The sequence below is a fragment of the Stenotrophomonas sp. YJH_SMC_131 genome, from assembly GCF_059367975.1.
In genome coordinates this window covers 382054-401797 of record NZ_JCAFRJ010000001.1, presented here as the reverse complement: position 1 = coordinate 401797, position 19744 = coordinate 382054, and the positions used below count along the sequence as shown (strand labels likewise).

Annotated in this window: 21 protein-coding genes; 9 read left to right on the top strand and 12 right to left on the bottom strand. The window is 67.3% G+C overall.

What is annotated here, in order from left to right; all coding sequences use genetic code 11:
• The first annotated feature begins 74 nt into the window (after positions 1–74).
• From fmt to AC5P56_RS01780, 4 genes are all read left to right on the top strand, one after another.
• Positions 75–998: a methionyl-tRNA formyltransferase gene (gene fmt / locus AC5P56_RS01795; RefSeq protein ID WP_014648563.1), complete on the top strand. Its 924-nt coding sequence runs from the start codon at positions 75–77 to the stop codon at positions 996–998.
• Between the two features lie 3 nt (positions 999–1001).
• Positions 1002–2333, top strand: coding sequence for a 16S rRNA (cytosine(967)-C(5))-methyltransferase RsmB (rsmB, locus tag AC5P56_RS01790; RefSeq protein WP_046432737.1), 1332 nt, complete (start codon positions 1002–1004; stop codon positions 2331–2333).
• A 24-nt stretch (positions 2334–2357) separates the two neighbouring features.
• Positions 2358–4067 carry an ArnT family glycosyltransferase gene (locus AC5P56_RS01785; RefSeq protein ID WP_049439261.1) on the top strand — a complete coding sequence of 570 codons (1710 nt, stop codon included), beginning with the start codon at positions 2358–2360 and terminating at the stop codon, positions 4065–4067.
• Between the two features lie 152 nt (positions 4068–4219).
• Entirely contained in the window at positions 4220–5479 is a 1260-nt protein-coding gene (locus AC5P56_RS01780) for an O-antigen ligase family protein (protein WP_046432731.1), read from the top strand.
• Positions 5480–5509: 30 nt separating this feature from the next.
• On the opposite strand, the gene AC5P56_RS01775 is transcribed toward AC5P56_RS01780, so the two are convergent.
• Positions 5510–6316, bottom strand: coding sequence for a glycosyltransferase family 2 protein (locus tag AC5P56_RS01775; RefSeq protein ID WP_046432729.1), 807 nt, complete (start codon positions 6314–6316; stop codon positions 5510–5512).
• Here AC5P56_RS01775 and AC5P56_RS01770 point away from each other — a divergent pair.
• Positions 6315–7373: a CDP-glycerol glycerophosphotransferase family protein gene (locus AC5P56_RS01770; RefSeq protein ID WP_346601340.1), complete on the top strand. Its 1059-nt coding sequence runs from the start codon at positions 6315–6317 to the stop codon at positions 7371–7373. The two genes, AC5P56_RS01775 and AC5P56_RS01770, sit on opposite strands and share 2 nt — an antisense overlap.
• 97 nt (positions 7374–7470) lie before the next feature.
• Here AC5P56_RS01770 and AC5P56_RS01765 read toward each other — a convergent pair whose 3' ends face one another.
• From AC5P56_RS01765 to AC5P56_RS01750, 4 genes are all read right to left on the bottom strand, one after another.
• Complete coding sequence (locus AC5P56_RS01765; RefSeq protein ID WP_495231430.1) at positions 7471–9009, bottom strand: PH domain-containing protein; 1539 nt, start codon at positions 9007–9009, stop codon at positions 7471–7473.
• Positions 9006–9506: a PH domain-containing protein gene (locus tag AC5P56_RS01760; RefSeq protein ID WP_014648556.1), complete on the bottom strand. Its 501-nt coding sequence runs from the start codon at positions 9504–9506 to the stop codon at positions 9006–9008. Before AC5P56_RS01760 ends, AC5P56_RS01765 begins: the two co-directional genes overlap by 4 nt.
• 74 nt (positions 9507–9580) lie before the next feature.
• Positions 9581–10717: a GTP cyclohydrolase II RibA gene (gene ribA / locus AC5P56_RS01755; protein WP_041863895.1), complete on the bottom strand. Its 1137-nt coding sequence runs from the start codon at positions 10715–10717 to the stop codon at positions 9581–9583.
• 87 nt (positions 10718–10804) lie between these two features.
• Positions 10805–11725, bottom strand: a complete 921-nt coding sequence (locus AC5P56_RS01750; protein WP_049439254.1) for a lauroyl acyltransferase — start codon at positions 11723–11725, stop codon at positions 10805–10807.
• Between the two features lie 61 nt (positions 11726–11786).
• Between AC5P56_RS01750 and dtd the strand changes: the two genes are divergently transcribed.
• From dtd to AC5P56_RS01730, 4 genes are all read left to right on the top strand, one after another.
• Positions 11787–12227, top strand: a complete 441-nt coding sequence (dtd, locus tag AC5P56_RS01745; RefSeq protein ID WP_014648553.1) for a D-aminoacyl-tRNA deacylase — start codon at positions 11787–11789, stop codon at positions 12225–12227.
• 90 nt (positions 12228–12317) lie between these two features.
• Entirely contained in the window at positions 12318–14171 is a 1854-nt protein-coding gene (gene rpoD, locus AC5P56_RS01740) for an RNA polymerase sigma factor RpoD (protein ID WP_014648552.1), read from the top strand.
• A gap of 266 nt (positions 14172–14437) precedes the next feature.
• Positions 14438–14749 carry a hypothetical protein gene (locus AC5P56_RS01735; RefSeq protein ID WP_046432715.1) on the top strand — a complete coding sequence of 104 codons (312 nt, stop codon included), beginning with the start codon at positions 14438–14440 and terminating at the stop codon, positions 14747–14749.
• Between the two features lie 303 nt (positions 14750–15052).
• On the top strand, positions 15053–15331 hold the full coding sequence (locus AC5P56_RS01730) for a hypothetical protein (protein WP_495231429.1): 279 nt from the start codon (positions 15053–15055) through the stop codon (positions 15329–15331).
• A 72-nt stretch (positions 15332–15403) separates the two neighbouring features.
• On the opposite strand, the gene AC5P56_RS01725 is transcribed toward AC5P56_RS01730, so the two are convergent.
• The 7 genes from AC5P56_RS01725 to AC5P56_RS01695 all read right to left on the bottom strand — a co-directional run bounded on the left by AC5P56_RS01725 (position 15404) and on the right by AC5P56_RS01695 (position 19544).
• A complete protein-coding gene (locus AC5P56_RS01725; protein WP_495231428.1) occupies positions 15404–15961 on the bottom strand; it encodes a hypothetical protein in 558 nt (185 codons plus the stop codon).
• A 5-nt stretch (positions 15962–15966) separates the two neighbouring features.
• Positions 15967–16464 carry an ImmA/IrrE family metallo-endopeptidase gene (locus AC5P56_RS01720; RefSeq protein WP_495231426.1) on the bottom strand — a complete coding sequence of 166 codons (498 nt, stop codon included), beginning with the start codon at positions 16462–16464 and terminating at the stop codon, positions 15967–15969.
• A 228-nt stretch (positions 16465–16692) separates the two neighbouring features.
• Positions 16693–16824: a hypothetical protein gene (locus AC5P56_RS01715; protein ID WP_495231425.1), complete on the bottom strand. Its 132-nt coding sequence runs from the start codon at positions 16822–16824 to the stop codon at positions 16693–16695.
• A 267-nt stretch (positions 16825–17091) separates the two neighbouring features.
• Complete coding sequence (locus tag AC5P56_RS01710) at positions 17092–17304, bottom strand: hypothetical protein (RefSeq protein ID WP_495231423.1); 213 nt, start codon at positions 17302–17304, stop codon at positions 17092–17094.
• 2 nt (positions 17305–17306) lie between these two features.
• Positions 17307–17588 carry a hypothetical protein gene (locus tag AC5P56_RS01705; protein ID WP_495231422.1) on the bottom strand — a complete coding sequence of 94 codons (282 nt, stop codon included), beginning with the start codon at positions 17586–17588 and terminating at the stop codon, positions 17307–17309.
• Between the two features lie 8 nt (positions 17589–17596).
• On the bottom strand, positions 17597–17740 hold the full coding sequence (locus AC5P56_RS01700) for a hypothetical protein (RefSeq protein ID WP_495231421.1): 144 nt from the start codon (positions 17738–17740) through the stop codon (positions 17597–17599).
• A 373-nt stretch (positions 17741–18113) separates the two neighbouring features.
• Positions 18114–19544, bottom strand: coding sequence for a phage major capsid protein (locus AC5P56_RS01695; protein ID WP_495231420.1), 1431 nt, complete (start codon positions 19542–19544; stop codon positions 18114–18116).
• Positions 19545–19744: the final 200 nt, after the last annotated feature.

Genomic DNA, 19744 nt, shown 5'->3' with positions numbered 1-19744 from the left:
GCGCGGGCTGTACGGCGCCGGCCGACGGCGCCGTTTTCTTTCCTGCACGAATCCATCCTGCAAGTGGGGTAGCCATGAGGATTGTCTTTGCCGGTACGCCGGAATTCGCGGTGTCGTCGCTGCGCGCCGCGGCGCGCCACCACGAGGTCGTGGCCGTCTATACCCAGCCTGATCGCCCGGCCGGGCGCGGCCGTGGCCTGGCACCGTCGCCGGTCAAGCTCGAAGCCGTGGCCCGTGGCATTCCGGTCTACCAGCCCGAATCGCTGAAGGATGAAGCTGCCCAGCGGCAGCTGCGCGACCTGCAGCCGGACCTGATGGTGGTGGTCGCCTACGGCCTGATCCTGCCCAGGGCGGTACTGGCGATCCCGACCCACGGCTGCTGGAACGTGCATGCCTCGCTGCTGCCGCGCTGGCGCGGTGCCGCGCCGATCCAGCGCGCGATCCAGGCCGGTGACGCAAAGACCGGCGTGTGCCTGATGCAGATGGAAGCCGGCCTGGATACCGGCCCGGTGCTGCTGCACCAGGAGCTGCCGATCGCGGCCACCGATACCGGCGGCCAGCTGCATGACAAGCTGGCCGAACTGGGCGCACAGGTGCTGTCCGACGGCCTGGGCCTGCTGCGTGCCGGCATCAAGCCGATCGCGCGGCCGCAGCCCGAGCAGGGCGTGACCTACGCGCACAAGCTGGACAAGGCCGAAGCCCGCCTGGACTGGGCGCAGGACGCCGATGCACTGGCCCGCACCGTGCGCGCCTTCAATCCGTGGCCGATCGCCGAGGCCACGCTGGCCGGCGAGCGCGTGCGCATCCACGGCGCGGTCGCTCTTGACCTGGCCCACGGCCAGGCGCCGGGGGCGGTGCTGGCGGCCAGCCGCGATGGTATCGACATCGCCTGCGGCCAGGGCGCGCTGCGGCTGCGCACGCTGCAGCGCGAAGGCGGCAAGGCGATCACCGCCGCCGACTACCTCAATGCCCGCCGCGACCTGCACGTGGGGGCATAAGCGGTGTCGAAGCAGAATGATTTCTCCGTCGCCAAGGCGGCGCCGGGCGCGGCCACCCGCATGCTGGCCGCACGCGTACTGGCGCAGGTGTTCACCCGTGGCCGCTCGCTGAAGGCGGAACTGGCCTGGGCACTGCCCAAGCTGGCCGACAGTCGTGATCGGGCCTTGCTGGAAGCGCTGTGCTTTGCAGTCCTGCGCCGCCGCAGTACCTACGACGCTGCCTTGCAGTCGTGGATGCAGAAGCCGCTGTCGGCGCGTGATGCCGACCTGCGCACGTTGCTGATGGTGGGCTTCGCGCAGCTGGACGTGCTGGAACTGCCGGCGCATGCGGCCCTGTCGGCCACGGTCGACGCCGCCCGCGCGCTGGGCCGTGAGCGCCAGGCCGGGCTGGTCAACGCGATCCTGCGCCGCGCGCAGCGCGAGGGGTTCCCGGAGCAGCCTGCGCGTGACGCCTTTCCGGCGTGGCTGGCCGATGCCGTCGAGCGCGACTGGCCGTCCCAGGCCCAGGCGATCTTTGCTGCCAGCCTGCAGCCGGCGCCGCTGTGGCTGCGTGCCAACCGCCAGCAGGGGGGGCGTGACAAGGCGCTGGCCACGCTGGCCGAGGCCGGCATTGCTGCCGAAGCCAGCCCGCTCAGCGCCGACGCGCTGCGCCTGGTGGCGCCCATCGCGGTGAACCAGTTGCCGGGGTTCGCCGACGGTGCGCTGTCGGTGCAGGACCTGTCGGCGCAATGTGCGGCGGACGCGCTGGCACCGGCGTCCGGCGCCCGCGTTCTGGACGCCTGCGCGGCACCGGGTGGCAAGTCGGCGCACCTGCTGGAGCGTGACCCGAGCCTGCGCCTGCTGGCGCTGGATATCGATGCGCGTCGCCTGGCGCGTGCCCGCGATACCTACACCCGCACCGGTGTAGGTGAGGGCGCGCAGACCCGGGTGGCCGATGCCAGCGACCCCGGTGCGTGGTGGGATGGCACCCCGTTCGACGCCATCCTGCTGGATGCGCCGTGTTCGGCCACCGGCGTGATCCGCCGCCAGCCGGACGTGATGTTCCACCGCCGCGCCGAGGATATCGATGCGCTGGTCGGCGTGCAGGCCCGCCTGCTGGAGGCCTGCTGGTCGATGCTGCGTCCGGGCGGCGTGCTGCTGTACGCCACCTGTTCGATCCTGCGCGCCGAGAACATCGATCAGGTGCGGGCCTTCCTGAAGTGGCATCCGGACGCGGTGGCACAGCCGCTGGATGACAGATTCGGCCTGGACTGCGAGGGGATCGCGCGCCAGCGACTGCCGGGTGACAGCGATGCTGACGGATTCTTTTACGCGCGTCTGCTAAAAACGGCCTGACCCCCCGCTGACGTTGCGAGTCCCATGCTGAAATCCCGCGCGTCGCGCGAGACGTGGTTGTTCGTGGTGATGGCCCTGCTGGTGCTGGGGGCCGGGCTGGGCCTTCGTGATCCGTGGCCGTCGGACGAGCCGCGCTTCGCGCTGGTGGCCAAGCAGATGTTCGACAGCGGCCACTGGCTGTTCCCGCACCGCGGGACCGAGCTGTACTCGGACAAGCCGCCGATGCTGATGTGGTGGCAGGCCACGCTGTACAGCCTGGTCGGGCAGTGGCGCGTGGCCTTCCTGCTGCCGTCGCTGCTGGCGGCACTGGGCACGCTGTGGTGCGTGGTCGACCTGGGCCGGCGGCTGTGGACGCGGCGGGTGGGGCTGTATGCCGGCTGGGCGCTGCTGTTCGCGCTGCAGTTCACCTTCCAGGCGAAGAAGGCGCAGATCGATCCCCTGCTGCTGCTGTTCATCACCCTGGCCAACTACGGCCTGCTGCGCCACCTGCTGCTGGGGCCGGCCTGGCGCTGGTGGTGGCTGGGCTGGTTCTTCGCCGGCATCGGCGTGATCACCAAGGGCGTGGGCATGCTGGCGCTGCTGATGATCGTGCCCGCGGCAATCGCCACGGCGCTGCGGTGGCCACGGGTGGGCCTGCACGCGCGCGACGCGCGCTTCTGGCTGGCGCCGCTGGCCTTCCTGCTGGCGGTGTCGTTGTGGCTGGCGCCGATGCTGCTGGCCGGCTTTGCCACCGGCTCGGACGAATATCGCGCCTACATGGACGATATCCTGTTCCAGCAGACGGCGCGGCGCTACACCCATTCCTGGGATCACCACCAGCCCGCCTGGTACTTCCTGGCGACGATGCCGCTGATGTGGATCCCGGCATTCCTGGCCCTGCCCTGGGCGATTCCGGCCTGGCGCCGCCGGCTGCAACGCCGCGACGCGCGCTATCTGCTGCCGCTGGCCTGGTGGCTGATGGTGGTGCTGTTCTTCTCGATTCCCGCCGGCAAGCGCGACGTCTACATCCTGCCGGCGCTGCCGATGTTCTGCCTGGTGCTGGCACCGCTGTTGCCGGGGTTGCTGAAGCGACGCGATGTGCAGGCCGTGGTGGGGCTGTTCACCGGCCTGCTGTCATTGGGCCTGGCCGTGGCTGGCGTGATGGCGGTGCTGGGTGACCCGGCCTTCGAGCTGCGCCTGACCCATAGCCGCGGGCTCGCCCCCGGGGCCGTCGACGCGCTGGCGTGGACGATCCTGGCGATGGGCCTGTGGGGCGGATTGAGCCTGCTGGCCTGTGGCCGTCGCCGGCAGCTTGCGCTGGTGTCGACCCTGGCGGTGGTCTGGGTGCTGTACAGCCTGGTCGGCTACCCGCTGCTGAACGATTCCAGTTCGGCCCGTGGCCTGATGCGCGCGGTCGGTACCCGCCTGGGCCCCGATGCCGAGCTGGGGCTGGTGGCCTGGAAGGAACAGCACCTGCTGCTGGCCGACCGTCCCGCAGCGACCTTCGGTTTCGAGACTGACTGGGACGAGCAGCTGGTGGCGGCCACGCGCTGGCAGCGGCTGGCACCCGGACGCCGTTGGCTGCTGGTCCACGAGTACGCGATGCTGTCGTGCGTCGACCGCAACCGCTCCGAACTGGCCGGCGTGGCCAACCGGCGGCGCTGGTGGCTGGTGCCGGCAGCGGCGGTGACGGTGCCGTGCGTGGTCACTGCCGAGGAGCGGGAACGTGAACGGCGTTTGCAGGAACATGACTAGCCAGCACGATTTCCGCTTGTCCAGTCTGCCCAAGCGGGTCCAAAGGCAGTAAAACAGCAGGCTGGGACGGCCCGCGTTGGCCCGTCCCATTCTTCCAGCAGATTGCAGCGATACTTCCCGACGTGCCAGCTTCACCGGACAACCTGAACCTCATGGCCGGCGACCCGCTGGGCGTTCCCGTCGGTGGGCGTCACGGGGTTGCACACGGGCTGGCCCAGCTGGGGCTGTTCTGCCTGCCGGCACTGGTGCTGACCGTGCCGATCAACCTGTTGCCGTATGGTCTCCTGCTGCTGCTCAGCACCCTGCTGGCGCCGGAGCTGCTGTGGCGCGCGCGGGGCATGGCCGGCCAGCCGGTGAAAGTGCTGGTCTGGCTGATGCTGGCGGTGCTGGCGCTCGGCGTACTGTCGGTGGTGCTGTTCGAACAGGGCCTGCGTGACGTCGACAACCGTTCGCGATTCGTGGTGATCCCATGGATCGCGCTGTGGATCTGCGCGCTGCGTCCCAGCCTGCGGTGGCTCTGGTACGGCTCGTTGACCGGCCTGCTCGCCACCTTCGTGATGTCGCTGTGGCAGGTGCTGGGCGGCGCCCCGCGCGCGGAGCTGTTCACCAACGCCATCGTGCTGGCCGACATCGTGATGGTGTTGATGGTGCTGCTGGTGTTCTGCCGGCCGTCGCGGCGCTGGTCGCTGGTGATCCTCGGCATGGCCGCCGGTTGCGGCACCATCGTGCTGACCGGCAGCCGCGGTGTGTTCGCCGCCTTGCTGGCGCTGCTGGTGGTGCTGGCGCTGAGCCTGCGCTGGCGTACCGGTGCGGCGCGCCTGTCGGTGCTGGCCGGGATGCTGGCGATCGGTGCGACGCTGCTGCTGTCGGTGCCGGAGCTGCGCCACCAGGTCCGCCTGAGCGAGCTGCACAGCGACGTGCAGCGGATGGAGCTGGGCGACAGTGATTCTTCCGCCGGTGCCCGCGTCGAGCGCCTGCAGGTAGCCTGGCAGACCTTCCTCGATCATCCGCTGGTGGGTGTTGGCATCGGTCATTTCGACAGCGCGATGCAGCGCGTGCCGGTCTGCCGGGAGAACCCGGAAGAGTTGCGCTGCCACCTGGGGCATGCCCACAACGACGTGGCCGAATGGGCGGCGACCCAGGGTGTACCGGGCCTGCTGCTGTTGCTGGCGGTGTATGGCATCCCGCTGTGGTTGTTCGTGCGCCTGCATCGCCGCAGCGGACGGGCGACCTTCCGCGGGCCGGCCGCTGCCGGCGTCATGCTGGTGATCACCTACGCGTTGTGCGGGCTGACCCAGTCGATGTTCGCGCACCAGATGACGGCCAGTTTCTACGTGACCCTGGTCGGGCTGCTGACCGGCCTGTCGATCGTCGAAGGCGCGCGCCACCGGGCGATCACCGGCGGCTCGTGATGCGTCGGCGCGCCGGGCGGGCCCCGGCGATCAGGGGTTCGGCGGGTCGGCCACGGGCTGGCCGTTGCCCAGCATCCACAGCATGATGGTCTTCTGCCGCACGTAGTTGGCGCGCACGTAGGCGTAGACCAGGCCGTGCCAGCCGTCGCGGAAGCCGCCACGGAACACGAAGCCGCGCCAGAACCGCCAGGCCGGCGCCAGTACCAGCTTGCCCAGCGTGGCCCGCTTGCCGCGTGCGAACTCGTGCTCGGCCATCATCCGCGCGTACTTCTCGGTCTTGGCCAGCTGCTGCTGCAGGGAGCGGTACGGGTAATGGATCAGGTCGCCGCGCAGGGTGCCGACGCTGCCGTCGACGCTGGCCGCCTCGTGGATCTCGCGCTTGCCGCGCCAGCCGCCGCGGCGGCGGTCGAACAGGCGCATCACCCGGTCCGGGTAGGCGTTGCCATGGCGCAGGAACCTGCCGAAGTACTCCGACAGGCGCGCGAAGCGATAGCCGGCATGGCCGGCGAAGCCACCGTCGCGGGCCCGTTCGATGGCTGCGCGCAGTTCCGGGCTGATCCGCTCATCGGCGTCCAGGCACAGCACCCAGTCGTGGCTTGCCTGCTCGACGCAGTAGGCCTTCTGGCTACGGAAGCCATCGAACGCGCGCTGCAGCACGCGGGCGCCTGCGGCCTCGGCGATGGCCAGGGTGGCATCGGTGGAGTACGAGTCCACGACGATGATTTCGTCGCAGAAGGCCAGCGAGGCCAGGCAGTCGCCGATGCGGCCGGCCTCGTTGAACGCGATAATGCAGGCCGAGATGCGAGGCCGTTCGATGGGAGCGGTCGTGGAGGACATGATGGCCGGGTACCTGTTGTTTGCGACGGAGCGCTATGCGCTGCCTATTCTCGCCCCGTTGGCGCAGGCCTTGCACGCCTCCGGGCAGGAGGTGGCGGCCTGGTTCGAGGACGGCGCTGCCGCCAGCAGCCTGCCGGGCGTGCCCAACATCGGACTGAAACAGGCCCTGGCGATGCGGCCGCGTGCCGTGTTCAGCGCCGCCAACTGGGTGCCGACCTTCCTGTCCGGCGCCAAGGTACAGCTGTTCCATGGCTTCAACGTGGAGAAGCGCGACAGTGCGCGCGGCCACTTCCGGGTGCGCGGCATGTTCGACCTGTACTGCACGCAGGGGCCGGCCACCACCGCTCCGTTCCGTGAGATCGCCGCCCTGCAGGGCCACTTCGCCGTAGCCGAGACCGGCTGGCCGAAGCTCGACCCGCTGTTCCGCGACGACGGTGGCGAGAGCGCCGCGCTGCGCGCAGCGGCGGGCGGGCGCCCGGTGATCCTGTTCGGTTCGACCTTCACCGAGCGCCTGAGCGCAGCGCCCCACCTGCATGCGCAGATCGCCGCCGATATCGCTGGCGGTGAGCGCTACTGGCTGCTGACCCTGCACCCGAAGTGCCCACCGGAACTGTTCGAGCGCTACCGCGCGCTGGCCGGTGCCCATGCCCGCTTCATCGAGCCGGAGCAGGTGATGGCCGCGCAGCGCGCCGCCGATGTGCTGGTGTCGGACACCTCGTCGATCGTTTCGGAGTTCATCGTCCAGCACAAGCCGGTGGTGACCTTCCGCAACCGCGTGCCCAAGCCGCACATGATCGACTTCGACGACCCGGCGCAGCTGCCGGCGATGCTGCAGCGCGCGCTGCATCCCGACGCCGCGCTGCAGGCGGAGATCGTGCGCTACGCCGACGCCATCCATCCGTACCGCGATGGCCTGTCCAGCGAGCGGGTGATCGCCGCCACCGAGGATTTCCTGTCCGGTGAAATGGGCGTGCTGCGGCGCAAGCCCTTCGGCAGCTGGGTGCGCGACCTGCAGATCCGCAAGGACCTGGGATATTGGGGGCCGCCGCAGCGCTGATGCCTCGCCGACCCCGCTCGCGGTAGTGCCGGCCGCTGGCCGGCAACCTCGGGAATGTCTGCGGTTGCCGGCCAGCGGCCGGCACTACCGGTGTTGCTTACCAGCGCAACTTGCGCCGCGCCAGCGCCGCGGCCAGCTGCTCCATCACGTGTTGCGCCTGTGCCTGCGGCAGGTGGCGCAGGGTCAACGCCACATCACCGTGCGCACCGGCCGTATCCAGCTGCAGGCTGCTGGTGCCGAGCAGCTTGTCCAGCGGTGAACGCTGCAGGCGCAGGCCCTGCACCTTGTCCAGCTCGGCCCAGCGCCACCAGCGCTTCCACCAGCCGCCGCGCACGGACACGTAATGGGCATCCAGATACCAGCCCATGCGCGCCATCTGCCGATGTGCCACCAGCAGCGCCACCGGCAGCCAGGCCAGCACGATCAGGCCCCATGATCCCCAGCGCCAGTACGCGGCCGCTGCCAGCAACGGCACCAGCAGCAGCGCGCCCAGGCACAGCCGCCACCAGCCACGCTGCGGAATGGACTGCCATTGCGCTGGCGGCCACTGCAGTTGAGGCAACAGGTGCTGCACCAGCTGGTCGCAGCGCATTGCCGGTGCCAGCGGTGCCAGCTCGCGCAGGGCGCGGTCCTCGTCGCGCGAGGGCCCGCCGGCAGCGCTGTCGATGCGCAGCTGGCGCAGGCCGAACCAGCGATGCAGGGTGGTTTCGCGCAGCGTCCAGGCCTGGATGCGGCGACGCGCGACACTGCTGCGTGTGCGGCTGAGCAGGCCGGCCGAGACGGTCAGGCGGCGGTCCTGCTCGCTGAGGGTGAAGCCGTGATAGCGCAGCAGGGTCAGCACCACCGACAGCGCACGCAGCGCCAGCCAGCCCAGCAGCAAGGCTGCGGCCAGCAGCAGGAAGGCGCCGGCCACGCCGGGATGCAGGTGGCTTGCGTAGCCGAAGGCTTCCCGGCCGCCACGCTGGATGGCCGCGTCCATCACCGGCCGCGGCACGGTCTGGAACAGCACGCCGAAGGCGGCGATCGCCAATGCCCAGCCGCGGTTGGACAGCAGGCCCATGCGCACCACGTCCCAGCTCGACAGGCGCAGCAGCACCTGTTCGGTGTCGGCGTCGGTGATCGAGGGGGCGGCCACGACGTCGGCGGCCTGCGGTGCCTGCCCACGCTGGCGCACCAGTCGTTCCAGCGCCAGCGCCTGGTCCAGCTTCAGCACGCGCATTTCGGCTTCCGGACGCACGCCACCGGCCGATTCCAGGCGCAGCTCGGCCACGCCGAACAGGCGGTGCAGCGGGTTCTGCCGCACTTCCACGTTGTGGATGCGGGCGAACGGGATCTCGCGGCGGTTGCGCGCCAGCAGTCCGCTGCGCACGGTGATCGCGTCGCTGCCGATGCGGTAGCGGTAGCTGAGGTACTGCAGCACCGAGACCAGCACCAGCGCGGCAATCGCCGACAGCGGAATCAGCTGCGCCCACATCGGGTCGCGGTCACCGCGCTGGCCGAACACCAGCAGCGCCACCAGCGGCAGGAAGTAGTGGCGCAGCTGCATCAGCAGCACGAACAGCCACGACCACGGGTGCAGGCGATGGTCCTCGCCACCGGCAGGCAGCGATGCGGGCAGGGGCGGCGGCAGGCTCACAGGGCGTCGGCGTCCTGGTCGAGCTGATGGGACAGGGTGTCACGCAGGCGCTCGGCGTCGGCCTCGTCCAGGCCGCTCACGGTCACTGCGCTCATGCGGGTCCCGGCGGTGTGCACGATCAGCGTGGCCAGGCCGGCACGGCGTTCCAGCGGGCCGCGGCGCAGGTCCAGGTGCTGCACGCGCGAAATGGGGATGCGCGTTTCCAGCTGCCACATCAGGTCGCGGCGCAGGCCCAGCCCTTGGGTATCCAGCCGCCAGCGGGTGCGGGTCAAGCGCCGGTGGCCAAGCCACGCGCCGAAGACGATGCCGATCAGCAGCCCAAGGGCGGCCGTCCACAGGCCGCCGGGCAGCTCGAAGAACCACGCGGCCGCGGCCAGCGGCAGGCCCGGCACGAACAGTCCGCCGAAGGCGCCTTCCAGTGCGGCCAGGCGGGCGGCGCGCTGCGGCAGCGACTGCCAGGCATCGGCAGGCGGGGAGGTCAGGGGAACGTCGATCACGCAGGCTCCGTCAGGTGGCAGGGCGGGCGGTGGCGGCAGGGCCGCACCGCGCAGACGGTAGCAGGTCGACCGCGCTACTGGGCAGCCTGGATCAGCGCGTCCACATCCAGCATGTGGCCGGCACGATCGGCCTTGGTGCGCAGGTAGTGTTCGTTCTCGGCAGTGATCTCGCCGGTGACCGGAATGCAGTCCAGCACCTCGATGCCGGCGTTGCGCAGACGCTGTGCCTTGGTCGGGTTGTTGCTGAGCAGGGCCACGCGCGAAATGCCCAGGCCATGCAGCATCGCCACCGCACTGCCGTAGCGGCGCTCGTCGGCACCGAAGCCCAGCTGTGCATCGGCATCGATGGTGTCCAGGCCGTCGTGCTGGTAGCCGTAGGCGCGCATCTTGGCGGCGATGCCGGTGCCGCGGCCTTCCTGGTCCAGGTACAGCAGCACGCCGCCGCCCAGTTCCTTCAGCTTGCGCAGGCCGCGCCGCAGCTGGTCGCCGCAGTCGCACTTGAGTGAGCCGAACAGGTCGCCGGTCAGGCACGAGGAGTGCACGCGTACCGGCACCACCGCCGACAGGTCCGGTTCGCCGACGATGATCGCGACCTGGTCGCGCTGGGCCACGCCGCCGCGGAACACCGCGAAGGTGGTCATGCCGACGTCGCGCAGCGGTACCGGCGAACGGGCGACCAGTTCGTAATCGTGGGCGGCGTGTGCCGCGCCTTCGGCCAGATCGCAAAGCGCCACTTCAGCAGCACCCTCGAAGGTGCGGTCAGCTGCGTCCAGGCGCACGGCCACCATGGCCGGCAGCAGCAGGCCCAGGCGGGCCAGCTCCACCGCGCCGGCATCGAAGGCGTCGCCGGCCGTCCAGTCGTCCGGCATCGGGCCGGGCTCGCGGAGGTAGCCCAGCGAGGGCAGGGCATCGAAGGCAACCCCCGCCAGCGGCAGGCGTGCGCCTGCCGGTGCCTCCACGCCGAGCACGCGGGCGCGGGTGGCGGTCAGGAACAGGTAATGGCGCTCGCGTGCGGCAGCGGCGAAGGCAGCGAAGCTGCTGGCAGTGGCGCTGTCCAGTGCAATCACCGCCAGCCGCTGGCCCTGCCCATCGTGGAGCAGTACCGGGCGACCGGCACGCAGTTCGGCCACCGCGCGTTCGCAGCGGATCGCGGCGGGGTCGCCGAACAGGGAAGAGGCAGCAGGCATGGCGGGACCGGGGGAGGCGGACATCGCAGTCTCTATGGGGGCGCCGGCGTCGTATTCAACGTGGTGCGGCCGCCGGTCGCAGGGGCCGGATGGGCCTGGGCGTGGGGGCCGTCAGTGCGGATGCTCTTCGGTCGCATACGGATCTTCCTCGCCGCTGCCCGGTGGCCGCAGCGTATAGCGCTTGTAGGTCCACTGGTACTGCGACGGGTCGCGGCGGGCGATGCGCTCGATGCCGGCATTGAGCGCGGTGGCGGCCACCTGCGGGTCCGGATCGGCCACGGCCGGGTCGGTCGGCTCGATGTGCAGGGCGAATTCCATGTCCGGCCCGATGCGCTCGCACCAGCCATACAGCACGGTGGCGCCGGTGCGCTCGGCCAGCCGGTTGACCAGGGTCATGGTCAGCGCCTGCACGCCGAAGAACGGCACGAACACGCCATCGCCGGCCTTGGGCTGCTGGTCGGGCAGGATGCCGGTGGCGCCGCCGTCCTTGAGCACCTTGAACAGCTGGCGCACGGCCGGGCCCTCGGCGCGTACCTGCTGCACGTTCTGGCCGCCGCGCACCAGCTGCAGGAAGGCGTCGCTGGCCTCGTCTTCCGGCGGCTTGTAGACGATGGCGATCTGCCCGCGCGAGGCCAGCCACTGGTTCAGCAGCTCCCAGTTGCCGAAGTGCGGTGCGGCCACGATCACGCCCTTGCCGCTGGCCAGGGCCGCGTCGTACAGGGCTTCGCCGTGGCGCTGCTTCAGGTGCAGCCGCAGGTTGTCGGCCGGCTGCCGGCTCCACAAACGCAGGGTCTCGATGGCCTGCAGCGCAGTGGAGCGCAGCAGGTCGCGGTGCAGGCGGTCGCGTGCAGGACCGTCCAGCTCCGGGTAGGCCAGTTCGAGGTTGCGCCGGGTAACGCGGCTCTCACGGGCATTGACACGAACCCACGTCCACGCCAGGGCGTGTGCGAACCCCCGCAGCAGCGGCCAGGGCAGGCGGGCGAACAGGGTGGTGGCGCGGTAGACCAGCCGGGCTTTGCGTTGCGGATTCATCGGCGCCAGTTTAGCCAAGGGCGCTGCTATCGTGGCCGGCCCCGTTCATTGGAAGCCCACGATGCTCGTCCTGATCCAGCGTGTCAGCCAGGCCGCCGTCCATGTCGACGAGGAGGTGGTGGGGCAGATCGGCCCCGGCTTGCTGGCCCTGGTCGGCATGGAACCGGGGGATAGCGAGGCCCAGCTGCGGCGGATGGCCGAACGCCTGCTGGGTTACCGGGTGTTCGCCGACGAGGCCGGGAAGATGAACCGGTCGCTGCGCGACACCGGTGGCGGCCTGCTGCTGGTCAGCCAGTTCACCCTGGCGGCCGATACCCGTTCGGGCATGCGGCCGAGTTTCACCAGCGCCGCACCGCCGGACGAGGCTGAACGCGGGTTCAATCGATTTGTCGACATCTGCCGTGAAAATCATGCGCCAGGGGTGGAAACGGGCCGGTTTGGTGCCCATATGGTCGTCAGCCTGGTCAACGACGGTCCCGTGACCTTCCTTCTCAGGCCCTAGGCCGCCGGGACCACCGCCCGGCAGGCAGGGCCCCGGGCTGGTATAATGCTACGTTCCCTATTTCTCCCTAGCCGGTGGCGCGAGCACTACATGGCCAACGAACGTCCTGCCCAATCCGAAATCAAGCAACTGATCAGCAAGGGCCTGGAACAGGGCTACCTGACCTACGCCGAAGTCAATGACCATCTGCCGGACGACATGGTCGACCCGGAACAGATCGAAGACATCATCGGCATGATCAACGGCATGGGCATCGATGTCCATGAAGTTGCGCCGGATGTGGAAACCCTGCTTCTCAACGACGGCAACACCGGTAACCGCGAAGTCGATGACACCGCGGCCGAAGAAGCTGCCGCCGCGCTGAGCGCGCTCGACACCGAAGGTGGCCGTACCACCGACCCGGTGCGCATGTACATGCGCGAAATGGGCACGGTCGAGCTGCTGACCCGCGAAGGCGAAATCGCCATCGCCAAGCGCATCGAGGAAGGCCTTTCGCAGGTCCAGGCCGCCCTGGGCCAGTTCCCGGTTTCGGTCGAATCGCTGCTGACCGACTACGAGGCCCACAAGGAAGGCAAGAAGCGCCTGGCCGAAGTGATCGTCGGCTTCAACGACCTGGCCGACGAAGAGCCGGCGCCGCCGGCGGTCGCTGCCGATGACAGCAGCGATGCCGACGCAGAAGGCGACGAGGACGAGGACGATGACGTCGAGGGTGGCGAGGAAGAAGCCGCACCGACCGGTCCGGATCCGGAGGAAGTCGCTGCGCGCATGCAGGCGCTGAGCGATGCTTTCAATGCCTTCAAGAAGGCGGCGACCAAGGGCGACAAGAAGAACCTGCCGCGCCTGCGCGAAGAGATGTCGGCGGTGTTCGTCACCCTGAAGCTGCCGCTGCCGCTGACCGACGTGCTGACCAAGCAGCTGCGCGACACCATGGCGTCGATCAAGGCCCATGAGCGACGCGTGCTGAACCTGGCCACCGTCACCGCGCGCATGCCGCGCAAGGACTTCATCCGCTCCTGGGAAGGCAACCAGACCAACCTGGAGTGGGTGGAAGACGCACTGAAGCGCAAGCAGAAGTGGTCGTCGGCCCTGCGCGAAGTGAAGGACCAGATCATCGCCGAACAGCAGGCGACGATCGACATCGAGAAGCTGACCCAGCTGGACCTGGAAGAGCTGAAGGAAATCAGCCGTGCCATGGCCTACGGTGAAGCCAAGGCGCGCAAGGCCAAGAAGGAAATGGTCGAGGCCAACCTGCGCCTGGTGATCTCGATCGCCAAGAAGTACACCAACCGTGGCCTGCAGTTCCTCGACCTGATCCAGGAAGGCAACATCGGCCTGATGAAGGCCGTGGACAAGTTCGAGTACCGCCGCGGTTACAAGTTCTCGACCTACGCCACCTGGTGGATCCGCCAGGCGATCACCCGCTCGATTGCCGACCAGGCGCGCACCATCCGTATTCCGGTGCACATGATCGAGACGATCAACAAGTTGAACCGCATTTCCCGCCAGATGCTCCAGCAGTACGGCCGCGAGGCTACGCCGGAGGAGCTGGCCAAGGAAATGGACATGCCGGAAGACAAGATCCGCAAGGTGATGAAGATCGCCAAGGAGCCGATCTCGATGGAAACCCCGATCGGCGACGACGAGGATTCCCATCTGGGCGACTTCATCGAGGACACCAACGTGGAGTCCCCGATCGAGAACACCACCAACATCAACCTGTCTGAAACCGTGCGCGACGTGCTGGCCGGCCTCACCCCGAGGGAAGCCAAGGTGCTGCGCATGCGCTTCGGCATCGACATGAACACCGACCACACGCTGGAAGAAGTCGGCAAGCAGTTCGACGTGACCCGCGAGCGCATCCGCCAGATCGAAGCGAAGGCGCTGCGCAAGCTGCGTCACCCGAGCCGCTCGGAGCAGCTGCGCAGCTTCCTGGATATCGATTGATTTCCAGCGGCTGGTGAAGCGTTGAGAGAAACCCCGCCTGGTGCGGGGTTTTTCTTTTTGGGGTGCCTGGACATGCCCGACGGGGCTTGCCGATGACGCATCTGCCGTTTGAATTTTTCCTGCGACGGTCGCACGCTGATCGCGCAGATGCTCAACACATCCCGTAGGCGGGCCGGTCATCACCGGCGCCGATGCAAGCGCGCGGCAGGTCACGTGCAACTCATACGGCCTGCGGCATTGATTCGTCATGCATCTGGAGTCACGCCATGAAGGATGTGGAGCACGATGTTCCCGAGCCCGTGCAAACCGATTTCCCGCCGCTGCTGGACTGGGATGAGGTGATGCGGGATGAGTGCGAGGATCGATTGGGATTTGCACGCCGTACGACGTATGCGCTGCTGACGCTGTCGGAGGCCGGATTGCTTGCCGGCTTCAGCGGCGACAACCAACAGGGACTGGAGCAGATCAGAAGGATGGTTGCGTTGTTCCAGGCATGCCTGAGGCGGCAGGTATGGCTCGCGGAAGCGGCGGAGAGGCGGCTGGGGCGTATTTCGGAGGCGTTTGCCGCCGCCGGGTAGCCGATCGAGCGCGGCCTCCACTACACTGTGACGCTGCGCCGGGCCTATAGCTCAACGGTTAGAGCAGGGGACTCATAATCCATCCCCACCCCGTTTCTCAGCATCGCCGGATTTCGCCTTTCCCCTCAGAAGTCGGCCTTTTTTCAGGCGTTTCCGGTGCATCGCCGTTTCAGCCGATTGCATCGCATATGCCGGTTTTTCCGCCACGGTTACACTGGAATTACACCGAGTTGCGGCAGTCATCACGTTTTTGTATGAATAGGTCGCGCAATGACGCGCATAGACATGCATTAAGGAGTGGCTGTGGCTGTCTACCTCATTGGTTACGACCTCAATAAGACGGGCAAGAACTACGACGGCCTTATCGAGAAGATCAAGGGCATAAGTGCTGGAAACTGGTGGCATCACCTGGATTCGACCTGGCTGATTAGCCACCCTGGCAACTGCGTAGCAATCCGGGATGCTCTAAAGCCATTTCTTGATGCGGACGATGAGCTCTTGGTAGTGCTGCTCACTCGCGGGGAGTGGGCGACTTATGGCGTCAAAGAGTCTGGCGTGACGTGGCTCAAGAATAATCTCTAGGCAAAATAACCCCCGCCGGCGCTCGCGCCAGTGGGGGTTTTTGCAGAATTCCCGATGATTTGCCGCTAATGCCTATTCCCCGCGTAGGGACTTGAACCCCTGCGCGAATGCCTTCCCCAGCTCAAACAGGGCGCTCGTGAACTTCTGTGAGTCATCAGGGGTGCCCGATTGCTTGGGCGCCGAAACCATCTTGGCCAGGGTTAGGCAGAGCGAAAGTGGGATTGCGACGATGGCTACCACGAGGGCGCCAAGAAGGGTGGTGGCGCTCGGGCCAAGCTTCGCGAACTCGATCATTACGGGTTGGGTCTTCTGATCCCACGCAGTACACACGATGTGAAGGAAGAGCCATAAAAATGCGGCACTAAACCCCATCAAGAACACATAGAGAATCCACCGCTGTAGCCGGGCGTCGCGGAAGTCTTTCAGTTGCCTGTCGATGTCAGCCGCAGCCGGAGGGGCTACATTGTCAGTTGTCGCAGGTGCGGCGGGCGGTGGTGTAATGGGTTGAGGTGCCGTTAGGGCAGCGTCTTGCAACGCGCTTTGCGCCGGAGGACGCGCGTCGCCGCTTTGTCGAAACAAGCTGGCAAATGCGCGCTTCATATGCGTGCCAAACGAGTCTTTTGAGATCATGTTTTTTAGCTGATGTAACCCAAGTTTTTGAGTCGAATCTGCATGGCGATCTCTGACACGCCCATTGCTGAAGCCAATTCGGCGATCGACGAAACGCGACGGTCCTCAACCATTACCTTGACGGAATAAGCGGGCATCACAAGTTCGGCTGCAAAACGATTGGCGGAAACCTCAACCGGATCGTAGCTGCCGCCGCTCAAAGTCGCCGACGTATCACGGAAACGCTTGCCGCCGACGGCATGCCCCAGGATGTGATGACCAAGCTCGTGAGCGATGGTGAACCGCTGGCGATTCGGAGAGTCACCAGCGTTAACTCTGATCACGGGGCGATTTCCCTCGTATTCGAACGTGCCGCTCGCGCCAAAGGCAAAGTCATCCTCAAACGGAGAGCAAAAGCGAACCTCTACGCCCATTGCGCGGGCAATGGCGACGGGGTCGACAGGGGTAGGACGAGGGGCCCAGTGCTGTTGAATCAGGTGCTCGGCCCACTGGCGTTCTAGCATAGGAGCCTCCAGCAAGGTCGTTAGGGATGGTTAAACCGAGAAATTATCGCTCAATTCCGGCGCTGTGCATATCCTATTCGCCATCCATATCCTATGCCGCATTAGCTCGAATTTGTCAAGGCTTTGGCCTGGGCATCCCCTCCATCTTGCTGCACGCCACCATGTGGTGGGCTTTTGTTTGGGCCTCAGCCGCTTGTAGTCCCCTGTCGGCGCGCGCCCCAAGCACGCTTACTGCTGGTCCTCTGCGTAGATGCCGCCGCTGATCACCACGGACCCTACCACCATCCCCTTGGTGTCGTGGCCAGCGTAGGCGACGGGCACGGGGTTGCCCTGGGCCTGCACGTTCACGGGTCCGTTCATGCTGTAATTCGGCGCGTTCTCGGCGCTCTCTTTCGCTCCCAGCCCGCGCGGCTGGGGCGACAGCATCTGCGCCACACCGCCGATGGCCAGGCTCCAGCCGGCCGACCGCGCCCCAGAACTTTGCGGCACCGGCGGCTGCCCCTGGGCGGCCGGCGATTGCTGCCACCACGATGAGGACCACGCCGACGACGGTCTGCAGCACGCCGCCGCGCTTGGAGCCGACCAGCACCGGCGCAATGCGGATATCGTCCGCACCTGGCGGGTCCTTCAGCTGTTCTTTGGACAGGTTCTGTCGGCAATGAACGCCGCGAACTCGATGCCCTGGTCCTTGCAGCCGGTCAGGAACTGCCGGAAGCCGGGTAGCAGGATGCTGAGCGCGAAGATGGCCTCGGCGGGGCTGTTCACTGCCAGCTGGAACTTGCGCCCGAACCGCGCGCCGAGACGGCCGTACAGGCGGATTGTGCGTAGACGCTCGGTCATCGTCAGTTCCTCAGATCGGAAGGGGGGAATAGGCCGATTGCGGCGATCTGCGTGACGCGCTGCTCTGAATCGACCACGAGCAGCCGCACCTGGGGATCCGGCGTGTCGGCGTCGGTCGCGAGCATCAGCCGGTGGCCCGCCAGCGAAGCTTCGGCCATCCGTTCGACAGCCTCGGGACTGGTCTCCACTAAGTGGTTGACCAACAAGTTGCGCAGGGGCTGACTTGCTTCCCCGAAGGAGGCGGCAGCTGCGAGCAGGGCGGAGGAAATGGGTGATGTGGACATTTGATTCCTCAGTTGAGGCGGCTGCCAGGCGGTCCGCCTAAGAACTCGCTCCCGCCTTCTTCGTCGCCCGGATCGTGGTTGAACTTCGACTCATCGACAGGAGTGGCGCCCAGCTTGGAGAGCATCGCGCTGAGCGCGTGCGTGGATGACACGCTGAGATCCTAGCCTGTCTCCATGCGAGCGGCCAGGATGCACACCTGGCGCAACAGCAGGCGGTGAGCAGCCTTGAGCCAAGGCATGTTGGCGGCGCACTCCTTCCAGACCCGTGCCTGTGCGGCGGTCATGCCCTTGCAGGGGGGGGGCGATGGGTCGGGATTGGACGGCTCGGAACGATTCTTGTACCGGCCTGAAATTTATATTCTGTGGAAGCGCGAAGAAAAGGGGGCGCGCGTGTCGAGGGGGGAGGCCCTTCAAGTTTCGACCTCCCCCCTCCCGTTGCCTGGTCACGACGCTGAGGACGCTGCCCGCGCTGGCGCCGCCCAGGCTGCCGGTGTTGTCAGGGGCACCGCCGGCTGGCCCCGCCCTTTACTCGGTGTCCGTCACGCCTTCGATGACGGTGAACGCCTTGGGGTAGGCCGATGCCACGTCCAGACGGGTATGGCAGATGAAACCAACCTCGCCAGTCTCGGCATACAGCTCCTTCAGCAGCTGGATCGACACGGACTCGCGCATGTAGATGGTGAACATCTGGAAGCCACCCACGTAGATGGCGGCCGCATTGGTGGCGGTGCCCACATCCTCGTTGGTCGGGATCTGGCTGGTGGTGAGGAACTTCCAGCTGCTCAGGGCTTCCGGCCGGCGCAGCGGCTGGCCAGTGGTGTCCACCAGCAGGCTCATGGTTTCGTCTTCGCGCGGCGACAGGATGGCCACGTCCGGCACCGGGGCGTTGGCCTCGGTGATGAGGCGACGGGCGCGGATGAACTGGCGCCAGTCGGTGATCGGCGCCCCGTTGGTGCCCATCGGCAGCTTGTTGATGCCCGGGATGTTGCGCAGGCCGCGGATCTCCGGCTCGGTGCCGCTGCCCATCAGGGACGCGCGGTCGATCTCCTTGGCGAACGCTTGGGCAATGGCTGTGCGGAGCGCGGCGTCCAGGCCGCCCAGCGAATCGGCCAGCAGCTCGCGAGAGATCTTGAAGCGGAACGCCAGGCTGCGCGGGGTCACCTTGACCGCGCGGAACGCCGGCTCGCTCTCAGCCACTTGGCCGTGTTCCTGGCGCCAGGCTGGGGTGGGGATGGTGTCCACTGCCGCGATGCTGAAGGAGCTGGCCGAGGTATCCAGCACGGCGACGTTGGCGCCTGCGCTGAGAACGGACGAGGCGGGCACCAGGGCGTTGAGGATGCCCGGCATCAGCACGGTCGGCACGGTGTAGCCGCCTGCGGTGTTCGTGCCTTCGCTCAGAGCAGCGCGTACACCGTCGCTGGTGCGCATGTTGGCAACGCCGCGGATGAAGTCCGACAGGCTCACCTGGTCATCGCCATTGTTGAAGCCGCCGCCGTCCGGGCGCATCGCATTCAGGCGCCGCGCGATGGTTGCCTGGTTCTGCAGGTCAGATGCGGTGAGCAGCGTGCCGATCTGGCGGCCTTCGGTGTCGCGCAGGCGCTCGCCCTCGCTCATGGTGCCCAGCGCGTTGGCTGCGGTCAGGTCCATCTGTTCCTGATGATCCATGCCCGCGCTGATCAAGCTGATCGCGTTGTTGATGTACTCCAACGCGTCCATCACGCCGTCGGTGAGGTTTTCGTCCTTCTCCCTGGCGTGGGTCGTTAGCGCATTGGACGCACGGCGCAAGCTGTTGCGATAGGCCAGTGCTTCAGCGCGCGGCAACTGGTCCAGCGGCTTGTCGGTAGTCGGTTCTTCGATGGTGACGCCGAGTTTGCCGAGCTCCGCGCGTGCCGAGAATGCGGCTTTGCGGTTGGCGTGGCGGTCGCGCATCTGCTGGAAATCGTTGTGGTGAGGCATTGGGTGGTCCCTATTTGGGGTCCAGAAACGCACAAGCGCGCCCGGACCATGGTGAAGTGGTCTCAGAGCGCGCTTTGGCGTTGCCTCTGCCGCAGTGTCGGCCCAGTGTCAGGTTTGCCCGTGGGGCAGTCTGTCTTGGACGCGCTCAGTTTATCGCTGTTGTTGCTTGGCGATGCCTGTTTCGTTACGCGGGCTTCAGC